This is a genomic window from Collinsella aerofaciens, assembly GCF_015553355.1.
In the GTDB taxonomy this organism is placed as follows: Bacteria; Actinomycetota; Coriobacteriia; order Coriobacteriales; family Coriobacteriaceae; genus Collinsella; species Collinsella aerofaciens_V.
Genome location: NZ_JADNGN010000023.1, coordinates 1 through 19,116, shown reverse-complemented (window position 1 = coordinate 19,116; position 19,116 = coordinate 1). Strand labels below are relative to the sequence as shown.

18 protein-coding genes and 2 pseudogenes are annotated in these 19,116 nt (G+C 53.6%); 2 read left to right on the top strand and 18 right to left on the bottom strand.

Annotated elements, in window-relative coordinates; translation table 11 throughout:
- Window positions 1-72: 72 nt before the first annotated feature.
- Both I2D57_RS06630 and I2D57_RS06625 read right to left on the bottom strand, forming a co-directional pair.
- Window positions 73-600, bottom strand: a complete 528-nt coding sequence (locus tag I2D57_RS06630) for an RloB family protein (RefSeq protein WP_324249213.1) — start codon at window positions 598-600, stop codon at window positions 73-75.
- 61 nt (window positions 601-661) lie between these two features.
- Entirely contained in the window at window positions 662-2,008 is a 1,347-nt protein-coding gene (locus I2D57_RS06625; protein ID WP_195361912.1) for an AAA family ATPase, read from the bottom strand.
- Window positions 2,009-2,236: 228 nt separating this feature from the next.
- On the opposite strand from I2D57_RS06625, the gene I2D57_RS06620 reads away from it, so the two are divergent.
- Window positions 2,237-3,166: a hypothetical protein gene (locus I2D57_RS06620; RefSeq protein WP_195361911.1), complete on the top strand. Its 930-nt coding sequence runs from the start codon at window positions 2,237-2,239 to the stop codon at window positions 3,164-3,166.
- Here the strand turns inward: I2D57_RS06620 and I2D57_RS06615 are convergent.
- Together I2D57_RS06615 and I2D57_RS06610 are read right to left on the bottom strand one after the other, a co-directional pair.
- Entirely contained in the window at window positions 3,163-4,134 is a 972-nt protein-coding gene (locus I2D57_RS06615; protein ID WP_195361910.1) for a DUF2806 domain-containing protein, read from the bottom strand. The two genes, I2D57_RS06620 and I2D57_RS06615, sit on opposite strands and share 4 nt — an antisense overlap.
- 396 nt (window positions 4,135-4,530) lie before the next feature.
- Window positions 4,531-4,779 carry a hypothetical protein gene (locus I2D57_RS06610; RefSeq protein ID WP_195361909.1) on the bottom strand — a complete coding sequence of 83 codons (249 nt, stop codon included), beginning with the start codon at window positions 4,777-4,779 and terminating at the stop codon, window positions 4,531-4,533.
- Between I2D57_RS06610 and I2D57_RS06605 the strand changes: the two are divergent.
- A pseudogene (locus I2D57_RS06605) lies at window positions 4,742-5,154 on the top strand (transposase); the annotation flags it as partial. The gene I2D57_RS06610 and the pseudogene I2D57_RS06605 sit on opposite strands and share 38 nt — an antisense overlap.
- Before the next feature lie 259 nt (window positions 5,155-5,413).
- Here I2D57_RS06605 and I2D57_RS10110 read toward each other — a convergent pair.
- From I2D57_RS10110 to I2D57_RS06535, 14 genes and pseudogenes are all read right to left on the bottom strand, one after another.
- Window positions 5,414-5,521: pseudogene (locus I2D57_RS10110) on the bottom strand (DapH/DapD/GlmU-related protein); the annotation flags it as partial.
- 347 nt (window positions 5,522-5,868) lie between these two features.
- Complete coding sequence (locus I2D57_RS06595) at window positions 5,869-7,023, bottom strand: Coenzyme F420 hydrogenase/dehydrogenase, beta subunit C-terminal domain (protein WP_195361906.1); 1,155 nt, start codon at window positions 7,021-7,023, stop codon at window positions 5,869-5,871.
- The gene (locus tag I2D57_RS06590; protein ID WP_195361905.1) at window positions 7,004-8,347 is read right to left on the bottom strand and encodes an O-antigen ligase family protein; all 1,344 of its coding nucleotides are present in this window, start codon (window positions 8,345-8,347) and stop codon (window positions 7,004-7,006) included. Before I2D57_RS06590 ends, I2D57_RS06595 begins: the two co-directional genes overlap by 20 nt.
- Before the next feature lies 1 nt (window position 8,348).
- On the bottom strand, window positions 8,349-9,839 hold the full coding sequence (locus I2D57_RS06585) for a lipopolysaccharide biosynthesis protein (protein ID WP_195361904.1): 1,491 nt from the start codon (window positions 9,837-9,839) through the stop codon (window positions 8,349-8,351).
- Between the two features lie 16 nt (window positions 9,840-9,855).
- Complete coding sequence (locus I2D57_RS06580; protein ID WP_195361903.1) at window positions 9,856-10,941, bottom strand: polysaccharide pyruvyl transferase family protein; 1,086 nt, start codon at window positions 10,939-10,941, stop codon at window positions 9,856-9,858.
- Between the two features lie 30 nt (window positions 10,942-10,971).
- Window positions 10,972-11,502 carry a serine O-acetyltransferase gene (locus tag I2D57_RS06575; protein WP_324249212.1) on the bottom strand — a complete coding sequence of 177 codons (531 nt, stop codon included), beginning with the start codon at window positions 11,500-11,502 and terminating at the stop codon, window positions 10,972-10,974.
- Window position 11,503: 1 nt separating this feature from the next.
- Entirely contained in the window at window positions 11,504-12,304 is an 801-nt protein-coding gene (locus I2D57_RS06570; RefSeq protein ID WP_195361902.1) for a glycosyltransferase family 32 protein, read from the bottom strand.
- Window positions 12,305-12,383: 79 nt separating this feature from the next.
- Window positions 12,384-13,439, bottom strand: coding sequence for a glycosyltransferase family 4 protein (locus I2D57_RS06565; RefSeq protein WP_195361901.1), 1,056 nt, complete (start codon window positions 13,437-13,439; stop codon window positions 12,384-12,386).
- Window positions 13,432-14,385, bottom strand: a complete 954-nt coding sequence (locus tag I2D57_RS06560; protein ID WP_195361900.1) for an ATP-grasp fold amidoligase family protein — start codon at window positions 14,383-14,385, stop codon at window positions 13,432-13,434. The genes I2D57_RS06565 and I2D57_RS06560 overlap by 8 nt, the downstream gene beginning before the upstream one ends.
- A complete protein-coding gene (gene wecB, locus I2D57_RS06555; RefSeq protein WP_195361899.1) occupies window positions 14,385-15,482 on the bottom strand; it encodes a non-hydrolyzing UDP-N-acetylglucosamine 2-epimerase in 1,098 nt (365 codons plus the stop codon). Before wecB ends, I2D57_RS06560 begins: the two co-directional genes overlap by 1 nt.
- Window positions 15,483-15,512: 30 nt before the next feature.
- The gene (locus I2D57_RS06550; protein WP_195361898.1) at window positions 15,513-16,730 is read right to left on the bottom strand and encodes a nucleotide sugar dehydrogenase; all 1,218 of its coding nucleotides are present in this window, start codon (window positions 16,728-16,730) and stop codon (window positions 15,513-15,515) included.
- Window positions 16,731-16,732: 2 nt separating this feature from the next.
- On the bottom strand, window positions 16,733-17,485 hold the full coding sequence (locus I2D57_RS06545) for a WecB/TagA/CpsF family glycosyltransferase (RefSeq protein ID WP_324249211.1): 753 nt from the start codon (window positions 17,483-17,485) through the stop codon (window positions 16,733-16,735).
- Window positions 17,485-18,234: a sugar transferase gene (locus tag I2D57_RS06540; protein WP_324249210.1), complete on the bottom strand. Its 750-nt coding sequence runs from the start codon at window positions 18,232-18,234 to the stop codon at window positions 17,485-17,487. Before I2D57_RS06540 ends, I2D57_RS06545 begins: the two co-directional genes overlap by 1 nt.
- A gap of 84 nt (window positions 18,235-18,318) precedes the next feature.
- Entirely contained in the window at window positions 18,319-18,909 is a 591-nt protein-coding gene (locus I2D57_RS06535) for a hypothetical protein (protein WP_195361896.1), read from the bottom strand.
- Between the last annotated feature and the right edge of the window lie 207 nt (window positions 18,910-19,116).

Sequence of the window (19,116 nt, the reverse complement as noted above, 5' to 3'; positions counted from 1 at the left end):
TATTATCCGGTGTTTAAGGTATTTCGGAAGTCGCTAAAATGCCCTACCCTTCAGAGCGTTCTCACGAATCTCTCAACGCATAATACTCTCAACAAGCAAGTATGCATCCGTCATGCCGGGTGCTGGCAGAGCAGTCTTGCAGCTCACGCGCTTTGCTTTCGCATTTTCGATGGCATCGCGCACCTGTTTGGCTGAGAACTGCGTCGCAGAAACGCGCTTCGCATAGCGAGGCAAATGTCTCTTCAAGGCAGAGTCCACTTTCTCCGGAGTCGTGCAGCCATTGGCCTTCTCGAAGTGCATCACGAGGAACAGTTCAAACTTTGGGTTGCTTACGGCCAAGTAATGACGACCATCTGCCACCTTCCAGGCCAATAGCTCACCAAACTCGTCTTCATCCCAATCGTCAACATCCACCACGAGCCACGCCTCGTCCCCGGCACGGAAGTCGTTCTCGCGTAACACTTTTTCGAACCGCTTTAGCACAGCAGCTGGATTGTGCCGATTTGGATGAGTGTTCTTTGGGAATTTCACCGACACTTGCGCATCCTTGAAAACGGCCATACCCAGGTAATCACGCTCAGTAGTTCCCTCGGCACTCACCCAGCACACGCAGCGATAGTCTCGAACGTTCGTCCTTCGCGGTGCAAGTCCACTTTTACGCCTAGCCAAGCGAACCCGCCTCCCCGAACATCGGAATGCCGCCAAAGCGGCCGTCAAGATAACTACGAACAAGATCCTTGTCGAAGCGGATGCCCTTAAACTCAGGAAGTCCCACAAGCTCCGAGCAGCCATCGGAGCCACGTTGGGCAACATACATCTCGTCACGACGCATCAAAGACTGATCCATAAGCAGGAGGTCGTGCGTAGTGAACATGAGTTGCTTGCGTGTGTCGGCTCCACACCCCGACAAGAAGTCGGAAACGAGACGCATCGTTAACATTGTGTGCATGCAGCGATCGAGCTCGTCCACCACGTAAACCTTAGAGCATGCAGTGCCACCCATACCCGACTGGTCGAACAGCATAGGCAGAAGCCCCATCAGACGCTGGGTGCCCGAAGATTCCATTCCCAGGGAGAAAATGTGTTCACTGCCGTCGGAACCAACGTGCACGGTGCGCAGGCGTTGCACTTCGGGATGCCCCGCAGCCGAACGTACGGTAAGCATCTCAAATCCGTAGTCCCCCGCCTCGACATCAAGCAGCACGGTAATGACCCCGTCGTCATCCAGCTCGGAAATACTGCGCTGCAAAGCGGCATCTTTAGGCAACGCCTCGGGACCAACCGGCTCGGCGACAAGTCTCGATATGCCAGTATCCAAACGCGAAAGCGCATCCCCTGCGAAATCGAGGAAGCCCTCCTGAGTGCCAGCAGCTTTAGCGAACGACCATGCCTGCGAGCCAACGCCCACCAGTTCCAGCGTGTGCGAAAACCAGCCGTGAGCCTCCCTGAGCTCTAAAACATTCTGCGCAACGCCGCTCTCCAAAAAAAGTCGGTTTGCACGCGTACTCTGCGCAGCGTAAGCGACATGCCCAGAATCGCCGAAAAAGCCCTCTTCAAAGGAATAAGAGTCTGGCCCGTCCTCGACTGCCTCACGCTCGTACAAGACGATGCCCGCTTTCTCCCGCACTAGCTCGAGCGACTCATATACGACAGCGGTGGGAGTTGCCTCAACGTAGAGCCTGTACACGTTCGCACCAACAAGAAACGTGATGTCCAAGGATGCAGGCCCCTCATCGTCCCCAAGGCGAAAGGTATCGACGGGAAGAACCCCATCCACCCCCACATCAACGGTAGCCATTGTTTTCAATGCCGCAAGCGCCTTGAAAAGTGCCGTCTTGCCCGATGCATTGCCGCCGTATATGGCAGCGACCGGCAACACGTACTTGCTGCGCCATCCAGGCAGCTTGGCAAGTGTCTCCTTATGTTGGCGCTCGAGCGAGCCCAGCATGCTGAGCTGAGCATCGTTTCCGTACGACATCCAATTACCGACTGTAAGGTCAAGTAGCATACCATTCTCCCTTCATTAAACGTGATTTTATCACATTCGATGTTACAAATGAGACACGAGCAGGGGAACCAATACCCACATAGGTAGTACCTTGAATATCAACATTCCCCAGAAAGTTCGCTGATGTTGACTGGTGTTCCCGTAAAATAAACCGCAACAAAATATGTGCGGAGTGCTGGCCTGGAGCTGCCTTCGGACCCTATTGGCTGCTCACCGAGAGGCTCCGCTATGAAACGACCCCTTTACTACCTGCTCTGCGCGATCGCGTGCACGTCTATGGCCAGCGCGACGATGCCCATGGCAGCCATTGCGGAAGCCATCCAGCCTCAGGCAACAGCCACGCAGCAGGCGCAATCCGACGCCCCGAACAGCGACGCAGGCAAGGCTGAAGACGGCACCAACACAAATGCGACAGCAGATACCGTAGAGGACGGCGCCGCAACATCCACCGGCACCAGCGCCGTCAACACGGAAAGCGCTGACGGCACCCCCGCCGCAACCGACACGGCCACCCCATCCCTCCAAGCCCAAGCCAGCCCCACGCCCGAGGCGATCTCAACCGCGGCAGAAACCGGCTATGCCCACTCCGCCACGGCAAGCCAAAACGGCGTCACCTTCACCGTATCGTGGAACGACGCCCCCGCGGGCACCGCGACGACCTTCCACGTAACCCAAACCAACGGCTCGTCCCAGGCCAAGGCGCGCATGGACGTGCCCACCTATTGGGACGGCGGCAGCCTGGAAAGCGTCTGCGACCCGTCGCGCCCAGCATGGGCCAGCTACTGCAGCCTGGGCACCGCGGGCCACGACTTTACCTTTGACTTCACGGCATCGGGCACGTACCGTATCTACCTCTACTTTATGGACAACGACAGAAACGACCCCCAAAACGACAAGGGGATCTACTACCTGCGCACCACGGCGGAGGTGACCGTAAACGACGCCGCCCGCCCAAGCGTCACGCAGATCGTCAACGACGCCGTGGACCAGTGCAGGCAAAAGACAAACGGCTCGGAATACAACATGGCGCTGTGGCTCCACGACTGGACGCTCGACCAGCTGGAGTACGACCACAACCTCAACTGGTGCTCGGCCGAAAGCGGCCTCACGCGCCACCAGGGCACCTGCGAAAGCTACCAGCGCATCTACTTGAGCTAGGCTAAGGGCCTATAAATCACGTCAGTCTCCAGAACCTCATCCATTACGGACATGATCCTATCATCCATAGGCACATCAAGAATCTCAATGAGTTCTATCCCTGGTTTTAATAATTTGGCATAGCCGAGAATAATTTCGATTTTCTCATCCTTATTATTTATAAGAAGCACATGAGACGATGAAGAAAATAGATTCAAAGCGCCTTTAGGCTCAAGCGTGAACGTTATCCAGTCATTAGACGAAAGTAGTCCCAGCGAATCCATGGCGACCACAGATTCAAATGAAATTGTGCCCCCATTGTATGTCCAAGAATCATCTTCTGAGGTTTTAAGGAGAACCGGGATTGGAGTAAGTACCGAATTGGGCCCCACTTTCGCCCATAGACAGCACCGAAGAATTGAAAACAGCTGATTCGCTTCTTCCGAATCCATTTGTTCGAGTATTTTCTTCGTTCTTTTAGAGCGCGTGCGACCTGATGATACTTCCCGCGAGATCAATTTCGCCCATATTTCCCTCAGATCATCGTCATAGGCTGTCTGAGCTCCATGAATGTCAAGATCAATGCAGGACTCCGGCAGTTCATCAACTCTATTCGAATCTGACATTTTTCCCGCGCGCTCAAGAACATTTAGCAAATTATCTGCCTGAGAAGCGCTCGCGTTATAACCATGGGCCATTAAATAAAGCTGGCCATCAGTAAAAGTCGGAAAAGCCCGTTTATAGATTGCAACAACATCCGCTATAGAGCTCGCTTCGATGTTCCGCATCTCCGCCTCGTCACGCGCGGCACCAATGGGGTTAAGAGCCTTACGTGCGTTACGAATAAACCGCGCAGGGAACGACGCAATATCACCGCTTCCATTAATGCCTAGGTTAACAGTTGGTTGAAAGGACACGTCATTTGTTGAAATATTTACAGCGCCCGCCTGGGCATTAGCTTTGATATCGTTATTGTGTAAGTCATTCATCGCGTGTCCCCTCATCAGGTAATAAGTGTTCACGCTTGCATTCCACTCATTCCCGTAAGCAACAAATTAGCAGTTTGTTTTGAATACTTCTATACACTTGCACAATTGTCGAAATGCGTAAAACTATGGTTCATCTGAACGTGCGCACTAAAGATGTTAACGCACTTTGTAGGTTGATTTCCGATCTCAGCCGAAAACATTGAGCTGATGGTTCGCTCCCGCAGTTAGCCGAACGCCTACGAGGCCCCATCCGGGAACCGGGGGCGGCATTTTCCCAGTTGATGGAATGATAGAAATGTGTTTGATAGGTCCGGTGGCCATGCCCCCCCCGCCGCCCGGTACCTCTTCCCAGACTCAGCCGGACGGTCGGTCCGTCTATTCCGTTTTTCTTCTAGGCTAGGCCAGTGGGACATCGCCCCTCTCTGCGCGTGCCCCCTCGATGAGCCGCGGCGTCAGGTCGAGATCGCCGAGCGGCACGTCCCCCACGCCGTAGGCGTCCAGCAACGCCGCTGCGTCCTCCCCGAGCATCGCCCTGAAGGCGCGCGCGGGCGTCGCGAAGCCGAGCGCGCTGCGGGGTTCGGAGTTCACGTGCGACATGGCCAGCGCCAGGTCGGCCGTGACCAGACGAAAGGCGTTGACGTGCATATTGAAGGCGATCCACACGCGGAAATCGCGCGAGGCATGCGGCAAGAAGGCCGGGGAGGCGGCGGAGAAGCTGGAGTCGATGCGGCTCGGGGCGGCCGCGAGGAGGTGCGCGACGGGTTCGCCGAGACGCTGACCTACACGGAATTCCCGCCCGAACACTGGCACCGGATCAGTACGAACAACGGGATCGATCGCATCAACCGCAGGACCAGAAGGAGGACAAGGATCGCCGGGACCTTCCCGGACGGCAACTCGGCCCTCATGCTGGTGACTGCGAGGCTGAAGTACATAGTGGAGCACGAGTGGGGCAAGAGGAGGTACCTGGACATGTCCAAGCTTGAGGAGATGGACGAGCTGGAGGGAAAGGCGAAGGGGCAGAAGAGGACGGGGCCGAGGACGGCTAAATCAATTTGCGAAAGAAACTTGACGGTACTAGCTGGTGCGGTTTTTAACCGGTTAAAAAGGGGTATCGACTCACGCCGAAACCCCTAATGCAAGTACGCTTTAATCTGATTAAGCCATGATCAATACTCCTTTATCGGATCAGCGTACATCGTGAATTGAAAGCCAATCCAGCATCCTATTGAAGCACTCTGTAAACATGATCCCGTTTTTCGTGCAGCAGCGTATTCGCAGGTACATCTTTAGAAACGACACTATTGGCAGCGATGACCGCATTGTCGCCAATGGTCACACCCTTAAGCACCACAACATTCGCGCCAAGCCAGACGTTGTCGCCAATATGCACGGGCGCTGTCGTAGTCGGCTGGTCCCGGTACATGACTCCATTCTGCGACATACCGTGGTCGAAGTCATACACATGGACGTTTGGACCAAATAGACAGCCTCTGCCAATCTCAATTCGTTCATGAGCAATCAAGACACAACCGTAATTGAAAGACGTTCGCTCACCAACGTTAATAACGCCTTTATCCGATACGCGACAATAAAACGGTCGCCTGAAAGCCTTCGTCATGGTTATCTTGCAGGGAATCTCCCTGCAAGAAACGCCAACTTACCCCGAACATAAATCCAGGTCGCCACATGCTCTACAAACTCCATTAAATTCAAGAGTAACGCCCCTAGTAACTATTTCCTTTTAATAAGCTGTTTCACAAGAGTCTTGAGAGATTTCACGAAGCCGTAGGCGCCAACAAACCGAGCAGTGCCCTCGAACCCCTTATGCTCATAAGCCTTCCAGAAACCATCAACGTTACCCTGCGGAGAGGACGACCTCTCCAGCATCGGATTACCGGGCAGCACCTCTTCAAGAGATATTTCTGTTACGCCGGGCTCAAATATGCCAGATGCAACAATGCGCTCGGCAAGCTCGCTATTAACCATAACAACAGAAAGTCCCTTATGATCATTAAGGCCTTTGCGAACTCGATCGACGCCAAGATAATCAGCAAGAGTGAAGTCGGAGACCCTGTTGACGTCGGTATAGGCGCAGTTATAACAGCTGGAATTTAAAGCGTTATTGCTATAGAACACATCTCGCCAAGTATTAGATTCAATCGTGTCATAGAGAGCAGTGCCGTCGTCCAAGAGAGCCTTCTCGACATGGACTCCCCAACCTCTGTCCTTGGGGCGATGAAAATATTTGATGACCTTCTTTCCGGATTTTTTTTCCAAAAAGGAAATGTAATCGCGGAACATACGATTACTAGGTGTGCCATGGCAGATTAAATCGCAGGTAACCAACTGTCCGGAATAGTTTTTCTTAGACAGAAAACTCCTAAGACCCGCAATCTGACATGGGGTTCCGCTGTAGAGCACGTCAAGGCCTTGTTTTAAGTCGTTATATGCTTCACCAAATGAAGAGCCAACGAAACCCTGTGAGTATTTAGAGCCTCGACAAGCTTGCGCGTCCTCCACAGAAGCACAACGCCTCTGAACGACACGGAAATCCTCATCGAAGCAAGCGCCGTAAACGACGCCGCCATTATTTAGAACATAAGAAGCCAAGGTCCAAAACGCGGCACCCGAAGAACTTTTTGCGCGTTCAACGTCGTCAGCCCGATAAGCCAATACCCGACGAGGGTTCATCTTCAGATCGTCGCTCGTCAAACCATTAGCCGGACATACCCTCTGGCACAAACCGCACTCAACACATTTTGATTCGTCAATATTCGGACGGTAAAAACCATGAGAGTCTTCTACAATCTGAATCGCCGATCGAGGACACACAGACAGACACGCAGAGCACCCGGTACAGAGTTGACTATCTTTGCAGATATCCATGGAATCCCTCCCTATCGTTAAGAATCATCTTGTCTGAGCCGCAAATTGCAAACGCCGTCACACATGAAATGAAATACGGTATGTAGCACTGCGGATCGTATAAAGGGTTGCCTGAAAAGCAATAAATTAGAAAGAAAATCTGCACACCCAAACAGGCCCACAAGCAAAAGGAGTCCCCATAAGGACCTTCCTCTAAAAGAGATTCAGATTGATGCATGGCTGCAAGGATGGAGAGAAACGCAGGCACAACAAAAGCCGCAAGGCCAATCACACCCGTCTCGGCAAGCAACTGAAGGTATACGTTGTGAGCACTCATCGACGAAAAGCCAAGATTGCTGTACATTGCACCAAGGGAGGTAGTGGCAACATACTTGGAATAAGTCCCCCAACCACAACCAAGTAAGGGTTTTGCATAAAACATACTCCAAGCGCAATCGTACAAATAGCTTCTGCCATTGCCCGTTTCATCATCTGAAAGCTCAATAAACCTCTCAAGAGTCGCCTGAACAGCGGGAACAAACGTAGCAAGAACGCCGACAGCTATTACAGCGATTGCAGCAACAACCAAGGTCTTGAGCATCGTCCCGGTAAGCTTCTTTCTATTTACGAACAGATACGAGATGACGATAGCAGCAACGGATGCAACCAAAGGACCCCGCTTAGTAGTCAGAAAAAGCGCAAGCAAGAGCATCAGGCTCAGCATCAAATCTTTAATCCGAACCTTTTCCCTGCTACCAGCAAGACCACAGGCCCAAGAGACGAGACCCAAACTCAAATAAATCGAATTAGTGCTGTAGTGCGCCGTGAAGCCAGAGCGATAGTCCCTAGCCATATAGCTACCTGAAAAGAAGGCAGATTTAACTGGCAGATAAAGTGCGGGGACTAGCCAGAAGACGATGGTGCAGAACGCATGAAATGCTGCAAAGGCGACAAGAACCCTAAGGCATGAAGTGACCCAGGATCGCTCGCCCGCCGCAACATACATGCACAGAAATAGAAGCGTATAAACTACGAGCAGGGTTAAATTAGCTACACCGTATATCAAACTATGAATAAAGAACAGCACAAAGAAAGGCGCCCAAGCCAGTTCAAGGCCAAATCTCTTGCAAGCAAATCTTCTGTTAGTCACAAAATGTAGGAGAAGCGCCGTAGCAGATAGCAGGAGACAGACATCAAGTGCAAGCGCAGAAGCAGCGAGCGATTGGCAGAAAAAAGCGTAAAAGAGCAGTGGAATGAACACCATGGACCCATCATTTAGGGAAAAGCGTCGCTCTAACTCAGAGCAAGACTCAACACCGGCCCTAGACGCGCTGAAATAATTCATCCTATTTAATCCTCATAAAACGACCAATAATCGAACTATAGCTAGGCCTGTCGAAGAAATAGAGCGTCGCGCATGCGGCGACTGCGCCCCAAATGACAAGACCGATGGCGACCGCAATCCATCCTGTCCAACTTCCAGCGAAGCAAGACAGTAGATAGCCAGGCATGGCCACGAGAACGGTCTGTAATACATACACGCCAAACGACCAAAACGAACTCGAAAGAGAATCCTTCGAGATTTTACGAGGCTCGTAGAGCAAAAGGTCAACCACGCGGTATAGATTGGATACGCAGGACGCAGCAATTGTGCCGACGACCCCAAAACGCATTGTGAGTGGGATACCCAAGACGATAATGATTGCAGCCTGCAAGCAGGTCTGCGCCCTAGTCTCACGGTACATGCCAGCAGCAATTACAAGTAGGCCCTGGGACGACTTGCCATGATAGAGAAAAACATTTAGGACGACGAGGAAACCGAGCAGGACATTGTGGTAATTTGCATCGTGAAACCCGCCTGCATACAAATCAACAAACGGCATAATCAATGAAAAAGCACATCCGCATGCCACAGCGGAGACTGCGTACACAAGCGCTCGATATGGCTTATAGGAAGACCGAAGACCCTCGTAGTCTCCCTCAGCAATTTGCCGGCCAAAGAGCGCCTGAAGTCCTGTACCAAGGACATTCGGAATCATCTGCAGACCCGTAGATACGAGCATGTAAACAGCAAGAACGCTGACTTCACTCATGCTCCCACAGAGGAAGGTCGCCAAAATAACAGGAGCGCCCGACTGAACGGCTCCCAAGATCTGAAGAAACAGCGCATCCCACCTCTGGGGCAGCTGATAGTCACCGTAATCAACTTTGCAATTGAGTTTCGGGTAATGACGGCGTGTATACAGAGCGAGAATCAGACTGCGTGCAAAAACCGCAGAGAGAGCCAACGCATAGACAGCGACAACAGGAGCATGGAGATAGGCGAACAAGAAAATGACGGCCGTGTTAACCAGCGTGAAGACCGTCGATGCGAGTTGAATGAGCCAGTTCTTTTGATCGGCGGTAAGGAAAACTTGGTACTTGGCGAGGGAAAAGAAATCCACGACGATCTTGGCACCCAACAGGAAGGTAAGCACCATGATCTCCCAAGGCGCAAGCGAACCTACCGAGACAAATATGGGATAAACGACCGAAAGGCCAACCAGCAAGACAAGAAACAACATGCCCGACTTCTGATAAAAGACCTTCGAGGCCGAAGCCACGACGTTAATCCCATCCCAGTCGCCCTTAGCAATAGGCTTATATAGAGCGAAGGTCGCCGCACCAGAAATGCCAGCTTCGACAAGTGCGAAATAACCAATAAACTGAGTTAGAGAGGTCACCAGACCGTTAACCTCGGATCCATATACGTCAATAATCGCCCTTGGGACGAGGAAGCCGGCAACGATAGCGGTCAACTGGTAGACCAAGTTCCAAAAAGTGTTCTTTGCAAACATAAGCCAGAAACGACACCTACAATCCAATGCAGCGAGCGATAAAGGCACGCGCTGTATCACGGTCATGTGAGAGGGTCTGGTTTGCATGACCATAGTCAACAGCCGAAGTAACGACCTCGTCTCGATACAGACAACCCTCAATTCCATAACGTGCGAGCAGGTCTGTAATCCTGACGTTACTCTGAACGGCGGAGTCCGACGTTTTAACGACAAACGACTTATTGAAATTCATGGAGAAGCAGGCGCCGTGGAAGGAGTCCGTGCAAACAAACGACGCCTCACTAACAAGCTTCAAGAAAGCAGCCGGACCGATACCCCTCACGTTAATCATGCCGGGGAATTTCTTCGTGTTGTAATGAATGCAGACGACAGGAACGCCGAGCTCGCTGGCGATCTTCCTAGCTCGATCCACAAGTTTTTGCTCAGAGTTAAGCGTATAAAGCAGAACATAGGATTGAGGTATCGTATCCAAGCCGTCATCTGAGGCTAACGCCGACCAGTCATCGCCCGTAAGAAGCAGGGTCGGATCGGGCATAAATACAGATTCGAGCCCCATCTCGCTAAGGATCTCCATAGAGCTCGGTTCCCTAACGGAAAGACCAGTGAACTTTGCCAGCCTGTCGGCCGCGCCTTCATCGCATGCCAAAATGGATTCCGCCGTCGCATCTCCCAGACTGGCAGCATAAGACGCGACCTTTGTAACTTCAGCGATACCTTCACCCAAAAAGACGGGGTCATGGCCATTAACCCGAGGATTGAAAACCTGATCGCTGCCAATGAGAACGCAGTCGAGGCTCTTGGCTCTATCAATAAGAGCTTGCTTATCCAGCTTTCCCGTAGGGCTTAGATTGCGCTTAGCAAATCGACTGAACGAATTAAGCCTCTGGCGCTCAAAACCCCTGCGAAGGAAATAACGAACGGCATCCGAAGGAGCGAACGAGAAGCGCGTACCCAACTCTCGATCATCGAGTTCCTTATTGCTGTAATTGAGCACTTCGCAGTCGCAGCCCAACGACATCACGGTCCTGCGCAGAGCACATGCTTGTAGCGAAGCACCATAATTTACGGTATTCGAAAATGTGAGGATGCCTATTCGTTTCAATATCTTACCGCCTAACTATTCGCAAGCTTGTTAAACCAAATTGATGATGTAACCTTCAGTAGCGTTATCGGTTTCGATAACCTTGCACGGGTTGCCAATGACTATCGAATGATTGGGAATATCCTGGTTAACAAAGGTATTGGAGGCAATAAAGACATCGTTTCCAATGGCCACATTACCTGCAACCGTCGAGTTAATACCGAGATATACGCGGTCACCAATCGTAGGGACGCCCTTTCTATGGCCACGGTTTTCTTGGCCGATGGTGCACCCCTTATGGATGTTCACGTTGCGGCCCAACTTCGCGCCGACGTTAACAGTAATGCCGTAAGGGTGACCAATATAGAAGCCTTCACCAATTTGAGTTGATGGCGAAATCTCGAGTCCACACTTCCTGGAAAGATGTTTCCTCGGAAGCGTGAAGAGGAGTTTTCGCAATCCCCCTGCTTGACACATCCTTAGATAGAAAACATAGCGGTAGCCAAAATCACCCAATAGCCGGCCGAGCTTTACGCCTTCCGAACCAAAATAGTGAAAAGTATCTTTAGCGAATATGCCCACTCTAACTTCTCTCTCCTTTAGCAATCTTTTCGCGAACAAAGCCAAAGATTCTCTTAGTTCCTACAGCCAAGCCGCCGTCACTAAGCTCCATGAGAATTCGACCCAAAATCTGCGAAAGCCTTCGCCCAATGAACGGGGAGCACTTACGCACGACCTTCCTCTTGATGAGATATTTCGGCTCAACCCAGCTTCCCGAAGAGCGATGAATGCTGTAGGTTTCACGCTTGATGTGATAACCGCCGAAACCGTAAACGGGGTTGAACGCTTTGGAGTCCAAGGCAAGCCAGCCACTAAAATGCTGCTCTTTGTTCACGCGTTCAAAGCCAATTTTCTGGAGCTCAGCGGTAAACACTTCATTCACAGTGGTCTTATCGAGAAAATCAGGGTCGCTAGAGAACTTCATCGACTCATATCGTTCTATACATGCGCGAATTACAGGGTCATGAGGCTCAACAGCAACAATCAAACCAGTAGTGGCAGTCAACGATGATTCTTCGATTGCAGTGAAAGGAATGCTTTCCATGAGAGGCGATATGTCTCGTATGAGCTCGCTACCAATATCCATATAGATGCCGCCGTACTCGTACAAGACTTTAAAGCGAGCGTAGTCCGACACAAATGCCCAGAGGCCCGCCGCATACGCATCCCTTGACCAAGAGCACAATGCGAAGTCGAAGTTATCCTCATTCCACTGTTTGACCTCAAACCCAGGCGCAAACTTCTCCCACGAAGCCAAGGACCTCACAGCAGTCTCAGAGAGCGGATTGCCTCCGAACCAGCAGTAATGAATAGTCTTATCCATCGTCACGCTCCTAAATGTGCAACTTGGAAATAAGAAACGGAGTCTGACGGGTCTCCACTATCACCCAAGAAAGCGAGTCTCACCGGCAAATATCTTCGTAAACCATGCCAAGCCGGTTCATAAACGCCGTAAGGGAAAAGGCATCTTTTATGCGAGCTCGTCCCTGAATTCCAATCATTTCCTTGTAAGAGGTATCGCTCATGAGATTCTCGAGCTTAGTGGCCAACGCATCAACATCATCAACTGGAAACATAATTCCGTCCACGCCGTCGGTAATGACCTGTGGAATACCCCCGACAGGAGTCGCAATGGTAGCAAGTCCGTACGACATTGCCTCAAGCACACTCATAGGCATGCCCTCATTCTTCGAAGGAAGGCAGAACATGCTGCTGTTGCGAAAGGCTTCATCTTTTTTCTCACCTTTAGCCCAGCCTATAAAGCTGCACCTGTCACCAATTCCAAGTTCATCCGCCAGTTGTTCATATGCTGGCACATCCCCGTCTCCGCCAAAGACAAAACGCGCATCGGGATGAGTCTTAAGAACGCGCTTAGCAGCACGCAAAAGTAAATCCGGACTCTTGCGCGCATCAAGACGCCCCATGAACAAAACCGTATTGCACGAATAATCAATAGCGTTAACCTCAGGAACGTCAACGGCGTTATGCACCACCACGATACGATCCAAGGAACAGATGTGCCTTTTTAGAAGGAATTCCTTCCACTCCTCCGACAGAACGACCACCTTTGAGCAACATTCAAAGGAATGTGAGATATCGCGTCTCTCAGCCTCGCCACATTCTTCGTCAAACCAAACACCGAACTCGCTACCATGCAGATGGAGAAGAACGGGTTTGTTTCGAAAGAAGGCCGCCCTCATGAAGATCTTTTTTCGGCGATAGCTGCCACGAGACGCCATATGCACATGCACGAGATCGCACGCGTTGAGCCTACTGAGATATTTCATATAAGCCACAAGGGCAATGGAGAGCTTCTTGAACTTCCCGCCCTCAGCAGTTGTCGAAATGAATTCTATTGAACCTTCGTTACGATTCGACCACTTCATAATGTTGTTTTCAACCGTGGAGATGCCACCCATAGCATCAAGACTCGGGCCAATCATCAACACTTTAGGCATTATCAGCACCTAAAGATCTTTTAGAAGAAGCGCAAGACCAATCGCAGTACTTTTCTAAATGGGAAACAGTTGGCAAAACAAACAAATCGCCAAGCTCTCGGTCAAGTCTATCGGGTTGCTCCTCTAGTGCATAGAAGGGATCGTATCCGCCTCCGGTATAGAAAGTCATCTCGCCAAAGTAAGGTTTACCGCTAATGTTGTACCAGTCAACCCGCACGTGAGGGAAACCATCAGAAAGCTTCTCGGAAAGCTCAAGCATAAGTTCGTAGTTCTCGGGCTTTACAGTAGGCTTATGCTCAGATACCTCATGGTCGATATCGCCGCGCTGCTCCCATTCAGTAGAAAAGTACTGCATTTCATGATTAGTGAAACGATCGGCGTCCGTCTGAACAAGAGCTGCCTTACCGTCAAAACAATAGAACTTATAATCAGTCGGAGTCGCTCTTCCAGGTTCATCAAGAAATGCTTCCGCCACAATGCGAGGCGTGATACCGAGATAAGCCCACTCCCTGCCCTGCCAATACCAGTTTCTATGCAAGGCAACATTCAGACGTTTCTTGGCCTCAACAAAATCAAAATTCGACTTATCCGTGCAAACAAATGTGCTCTGCGAGTCGTGAGTACATTTAAGCACAAACTTTTCCGGCAATTTATCGAGATCAATCTCCTCAACTGCATTGAAAACACCGAAAAGCGGCACAAGATACTCGGACCCAATACGTTGTTCGACGAAAGAGCGCACGCCATATTTATCTGCAAGCTGAGTCAAAACTGGATTATGGTAGTTAAGCTTGTACCACTGCAGCTTCTCATTGAATGTCTTAGGACACTCGAAGTCAGGCTCGTAATGAAGTTTAGCTTTGAAGTAGAGACGCATATATGCCTCATCAGGAATGAAGCGCAAGTTGTTTTTAAGAGAAAGAGTAAACCTCTTTTTTAGCTTCACTATTTACCTCCAATAACGTCCGCAATTCGCTCACTCGCATGTCCGTCGCCGTAAGGATTCGATGCATGGCTCATGGCCTCGTACTCGGCCTGATCGCTGAGCAGGCGGCTGAACTCGCGGTAGATGAAGTCCTCCTCGGTGCCGACGAGCTTCAGCGTGCCGGCTGCAATGCCCTCGGGACGCTCGGTGGTGTCGCGCATGACGAGCACCGGCTTACCCAGACTCGGGGCCTCCTCCTGTATGCCGCCGGAGTCGGTGAGGATGAGATGGCTCGCGGCCATGAAGTTGTGGAAGTCAAGCACCTCGAGCGGGTCGATGATGTGCAGGCGGTCGAAGCCGTCCAGCTCCTCGTGTGCCGCCTTGCGGACGAGCGGGTTCATGTGGATGGGGTAGATCGCTTTGGTGTCGGGGTGCTCCTCCATCACGCGTCGGATGGCGCGGAACATACGGTGCATGGGCTCGCCCAGGTTCTCGCGGCGGTGCGCAGTTATGAGGATGAGGCGGGAGCCTTCCGCCCACTTGAGCTCGGGGTGGCAGTATCCCTCGCGCACGGTAGTGCGCAGCGCGTCGATGCCGGTGTTCCCGGTGACCCAGATCTTCGATTCGGGCTTGCCCTCGCCGAGCAGGTTCTGCTTGCTGGCCTCAGTCGGGGCGAAGTAGTACTCGCTCACGATGTCTACCGCCTGGCGGTTGAACTCCTCCGGCCAGGGGCTGTAGATGTCGTGCGTGCGCAGGCCGGCCTCGACGTGCCCCACGGGGATCTGCAGGTAGAAGCACGCGAGCGCAGCGGCGAAGCTGGTCGTGGTGTCGCCGTGGACCAGGACCACGTCGGGCTTCTCGTCCTCGAGGACCGCCTTGAGCTTGAGCAGCACGTCGCACGTCACATCGAACAACGTCTGGCCCGGCTTCATGATGGCGAGGTCGTGGTCGGGTGCCACGTCGAAGACGCGCAGCACCTGGTCGAGCATCTCGCGGTGCTGGCCGGTCACGGTGACGACGGTCTCGAACTCATCAGCGCGCGCCTTCAGCTCGTTGACGAGCGGGCACATCTTGATTGCCTCCGGGCGGGTGCCGAAGACGAGCATTACCTTCTTCAAACCAGATTCTCCCTGAAGATTTACTAGGTCCTAGAGCTTGTACACGTTCTCGCCCTCGCCGCAGACGTTGCGCGGGTCGATGAGGATACGGTCGCCGAAGATGCCGGGGTTGTCCTTGACCTGGGAGTGGCCGACCATCACGATCACCATCTCAAGGCCGTCCAGGAACTCCTCCATGGAATGGACCTGGCCGGGGACCTCGTCGCGCTCGACCCACGGGTCGTAGACCTTGACGGAGCCGGCGCAGAGGTGCTCGGACATGGACTCGAGCATCTGCAGCGTCGGGGACTCGCGGATGTCGTCGACATTCTCCTTGTAGGTGAGGCCGTAGATGCCGACCTTGGAGGCGTCGGTGATGCCGAGCTCCTCCATGACCTCGTGGGCGCGGTGCATGACATACTCGGGCATGGAGGCGTTGGTCTGAAGGGCGAGGCGGATGAAGTTGGCCGTCTCGGGGTAGTCGCCGACCAGGAACCACGGGTCGACCGGGATGCAGTGGCCGCCGACGCCCGGGCCGGGGTTGAGGATGTTCACGCGCGGGTGCTTGTTGGCGATGCGGATGACCTCGGCGACGTCCATGCCGCCGATGCGGCAGATCTTGGCGAGCTCGTTGGAGAAGGCGATGTTCACCGCGCGGAAGGTGTTCTCGACGACCTTGGTCATCTCGGCGGTGCGGATGTCGGTGACGGAGATCTCGCCCTGGCAGAAGCTGGCGTAGACCTTAGCCACTGCCTCGCCCACCTCGGGGTCGTCGGCGCCGATGGTGCGGTTGTTGTGCAGCAGCTCGTAGACCATGTTGCCCGGGATGATGCGCTCTGGGGCGTGGACGAGCTTGACGTCATCGCGGCCGGCCTCGGCCAGCAGCGGGCGCACGAAGCGGTCGATGGTGTTGGGCGAGACGGTGGACTCGACTACGAGCACGGCGCCCTCGGGCGCGACCTCGAGCACGGTCTTGCAGGCCGCCACGACATAGCACGGGTCGATCTTCTTGTCGAGCTTGTCGTAGGGCGTGGGTACCGAGACGATGTAGGTGTCGCAGACCTGGTAGTCGGTGGAGAACTTGATGCCGGACTTCAGGGCGTCGGCGAACAGCTCGTCCAGGCCCTCCTCCTTGAAGGTGGTCTTGCCGGCGTTCAGCGTGGCGACGAGCTCCTTGTTGTAGTCGGTGCCAACGACCTCCACACCGTGGGAGGCCATCATGAGGGCGGTGGGGAGGCCGATGTAGCCGAGACCGATAACGTTAACCATTATTATTCACCTTTCTTAGCGAACTTGTATCTATATGTGAGGGCGACGAATTTGAGGTTTCCGATGATGTAGCGTTTCCACAGCCTTCCCGGCTCCTGGATGAAGCGGTAGAACCACTCCAGGCCGTGCTCCTGCATCCACGTCGGCGCACGGTCGGTGACGCCGGCCACGACGTCGAAACTTCCGCCGACGCCCATGACGAAGGGGATTCCGATCTGGTCGATGTACTTATGGACCCAGTACTCTTTCTTGGGAGAGGAGAAAGCGACGAACATCATGTCGGCTCCCGAGGCGGCCATATCGGATACGATCTGGGGCTCGTCCGCCTCGGTGAAGTAGCCGTTGCGATACCCTGCGATCTGGATACCCGGGTACCTGTCCTCGAAAATCGCTTTTACCTTGGTGACCACCTCTTCTTTCGCCCCGAAGAGGTAGATGCTGTAGCCCTTTTCGGACGCCAGCCCGACAAGCCTTTGGAACAGGTCGATGCCCGTGACGCGCTCCCTCAGAGGAACCCCAAGCTTTTTCGCCGCCCAGACAATCGAGGCGCCATCGGCGTTGATCAGGGGGCATTCGTTGACGATGGACGCGAGCTCGTGATCGGTCTCCATCAGGTTGACCTTGGAGGCGTTGATGACGACATGCTGCGTCGGCACTCCCTTCGCTATGATCTTCTCGACTTCATCGACCGTCTCGTCTAGAGAGATGGCGTTTACGTACGTGTTTAGAATTGGATAACGATTGCCGGCTGACACTAGCACGCCCCGCTTCCCGTGATTACCTCGACAACAGTGAGTAGAACGATCTTGAGGTCCGTGATGACTCCGCGCTTGGCGATGTACTCCAGGTCGCGCTGGACCATTCCGTCAAAACCAGTTGAATTGCGATCCGTCACCTGCCACCAGCCGGTGATCCCGGGCTTCACGGCCAGGCGCTGCAGGTCGTACTCGGTGTACTCCGCGACCTCGTTGGGCAGCGGCGGACGCGGGCCGACGACCGACATCTGGCCCAGGAACACGTTGAGGAACTGCGGGAACTCGTCGATGGAATGCTTGCGGATGAACTTGCCGATCCTGGTGACGCGCGGGTCGTCCCTCATCTTGAACATGGCACCGGCGATCTCGTTCTGCTCCTTGAGCTCGGCGAGGCGCTCGTCGGCGTCCCTGTACATGGAACGGAACTTCCACATGCGGAACGTGGTCAGGCTGCCGTCGGGGCGGGTCTGGCCCACGCGGATCTGGCTGTAGAACGGGTTGCCCTTGCTCTCCAGGCGGATGGCGGCGGCAAGAATCAGACTGGGGATAGCGATGGCACCGAGCACGACACCGCTGAACACGATGTCGAACGTACGCTTCACAGCCCTATAGACAAGGCGCGAGCGATCCCAGTCCATGATGGATTGCATGGCCTTGTTGCGGCCGACGCCCTCACGCCGATCCATGGCCTGAGCAATCAGCGCCGCCCCCGCGGGCGCGTTGCTCTCTGTTACTTCTTTAGCAGCCACAGTCAAACTTACGTCCCCGTTCCCCAGGGATCCCCCAATCGGTAAATTCAAAAATGCGAACGAATAGCTGGTGCAACGTCTCCCTTACGTCTTGCTGGGAACGTCCAGCGCAAGCAGCTCCCTAAAAGCGGAGTCGCCATCACCCACGTCTACCAGGCACCAGCGCTTATGACGGTCGATCTTCTTTACACGGGCCTCTTGCCCCACCAAAGGGCCCTGTTCTATGTGCAACACGCCGTCTTCTATGCGCGCAACGCTGTTGCGCACCACGCCGTCGTCGTCCAGCACACTGAGGTACCAGTCCTGCGCATCGTCCGGCATGGGCATATACGCCCGATCCCTACTGCCGGCGATGCGACAGCCAAAGCTCAACTGGGCCAGGGCCCTATCGAGCGCGGCGGCGTCGTGCGTGGCGACGAAGAAATATTCCTTGTACATAGGTTTGGTTTGGAGCGACCATGCGCCGTCCCGCTTAAACCAAAACTCCTTTTGCATCACAAAAGCGTCCTGCATAAGGCTGTGCGGGATAATGCAGCGAACCTTTTCGCAGGTCTCGCGCTCTTTTCCATTGGGGGTGTGAACCAGATACCAGCGGACGCGGCCGTGCTGGCTGTTGGTGATGGCGCCGTTAAATGCGCCCGGCAGCTGCTCTTGGCGCCGTGCCGTCTGTTCCATGTTCTCGCCCCCTCTTTTGGCTTTGCGACGCACGCAAATGCAGGGGCGTTTAGAACAGGCTTCTCGCTCGCAGCTATGCGCAGTCGCAAAAGTACAGGTTTTTGTAGAGGGGTATGGAGATGTACCTACTGGTTGATTTCCGATCTCAGCCGAACACATTAGGCGGACAGGCCGTTCCCGCAGCTAGCCGAACGCCCCCGAGGCCCC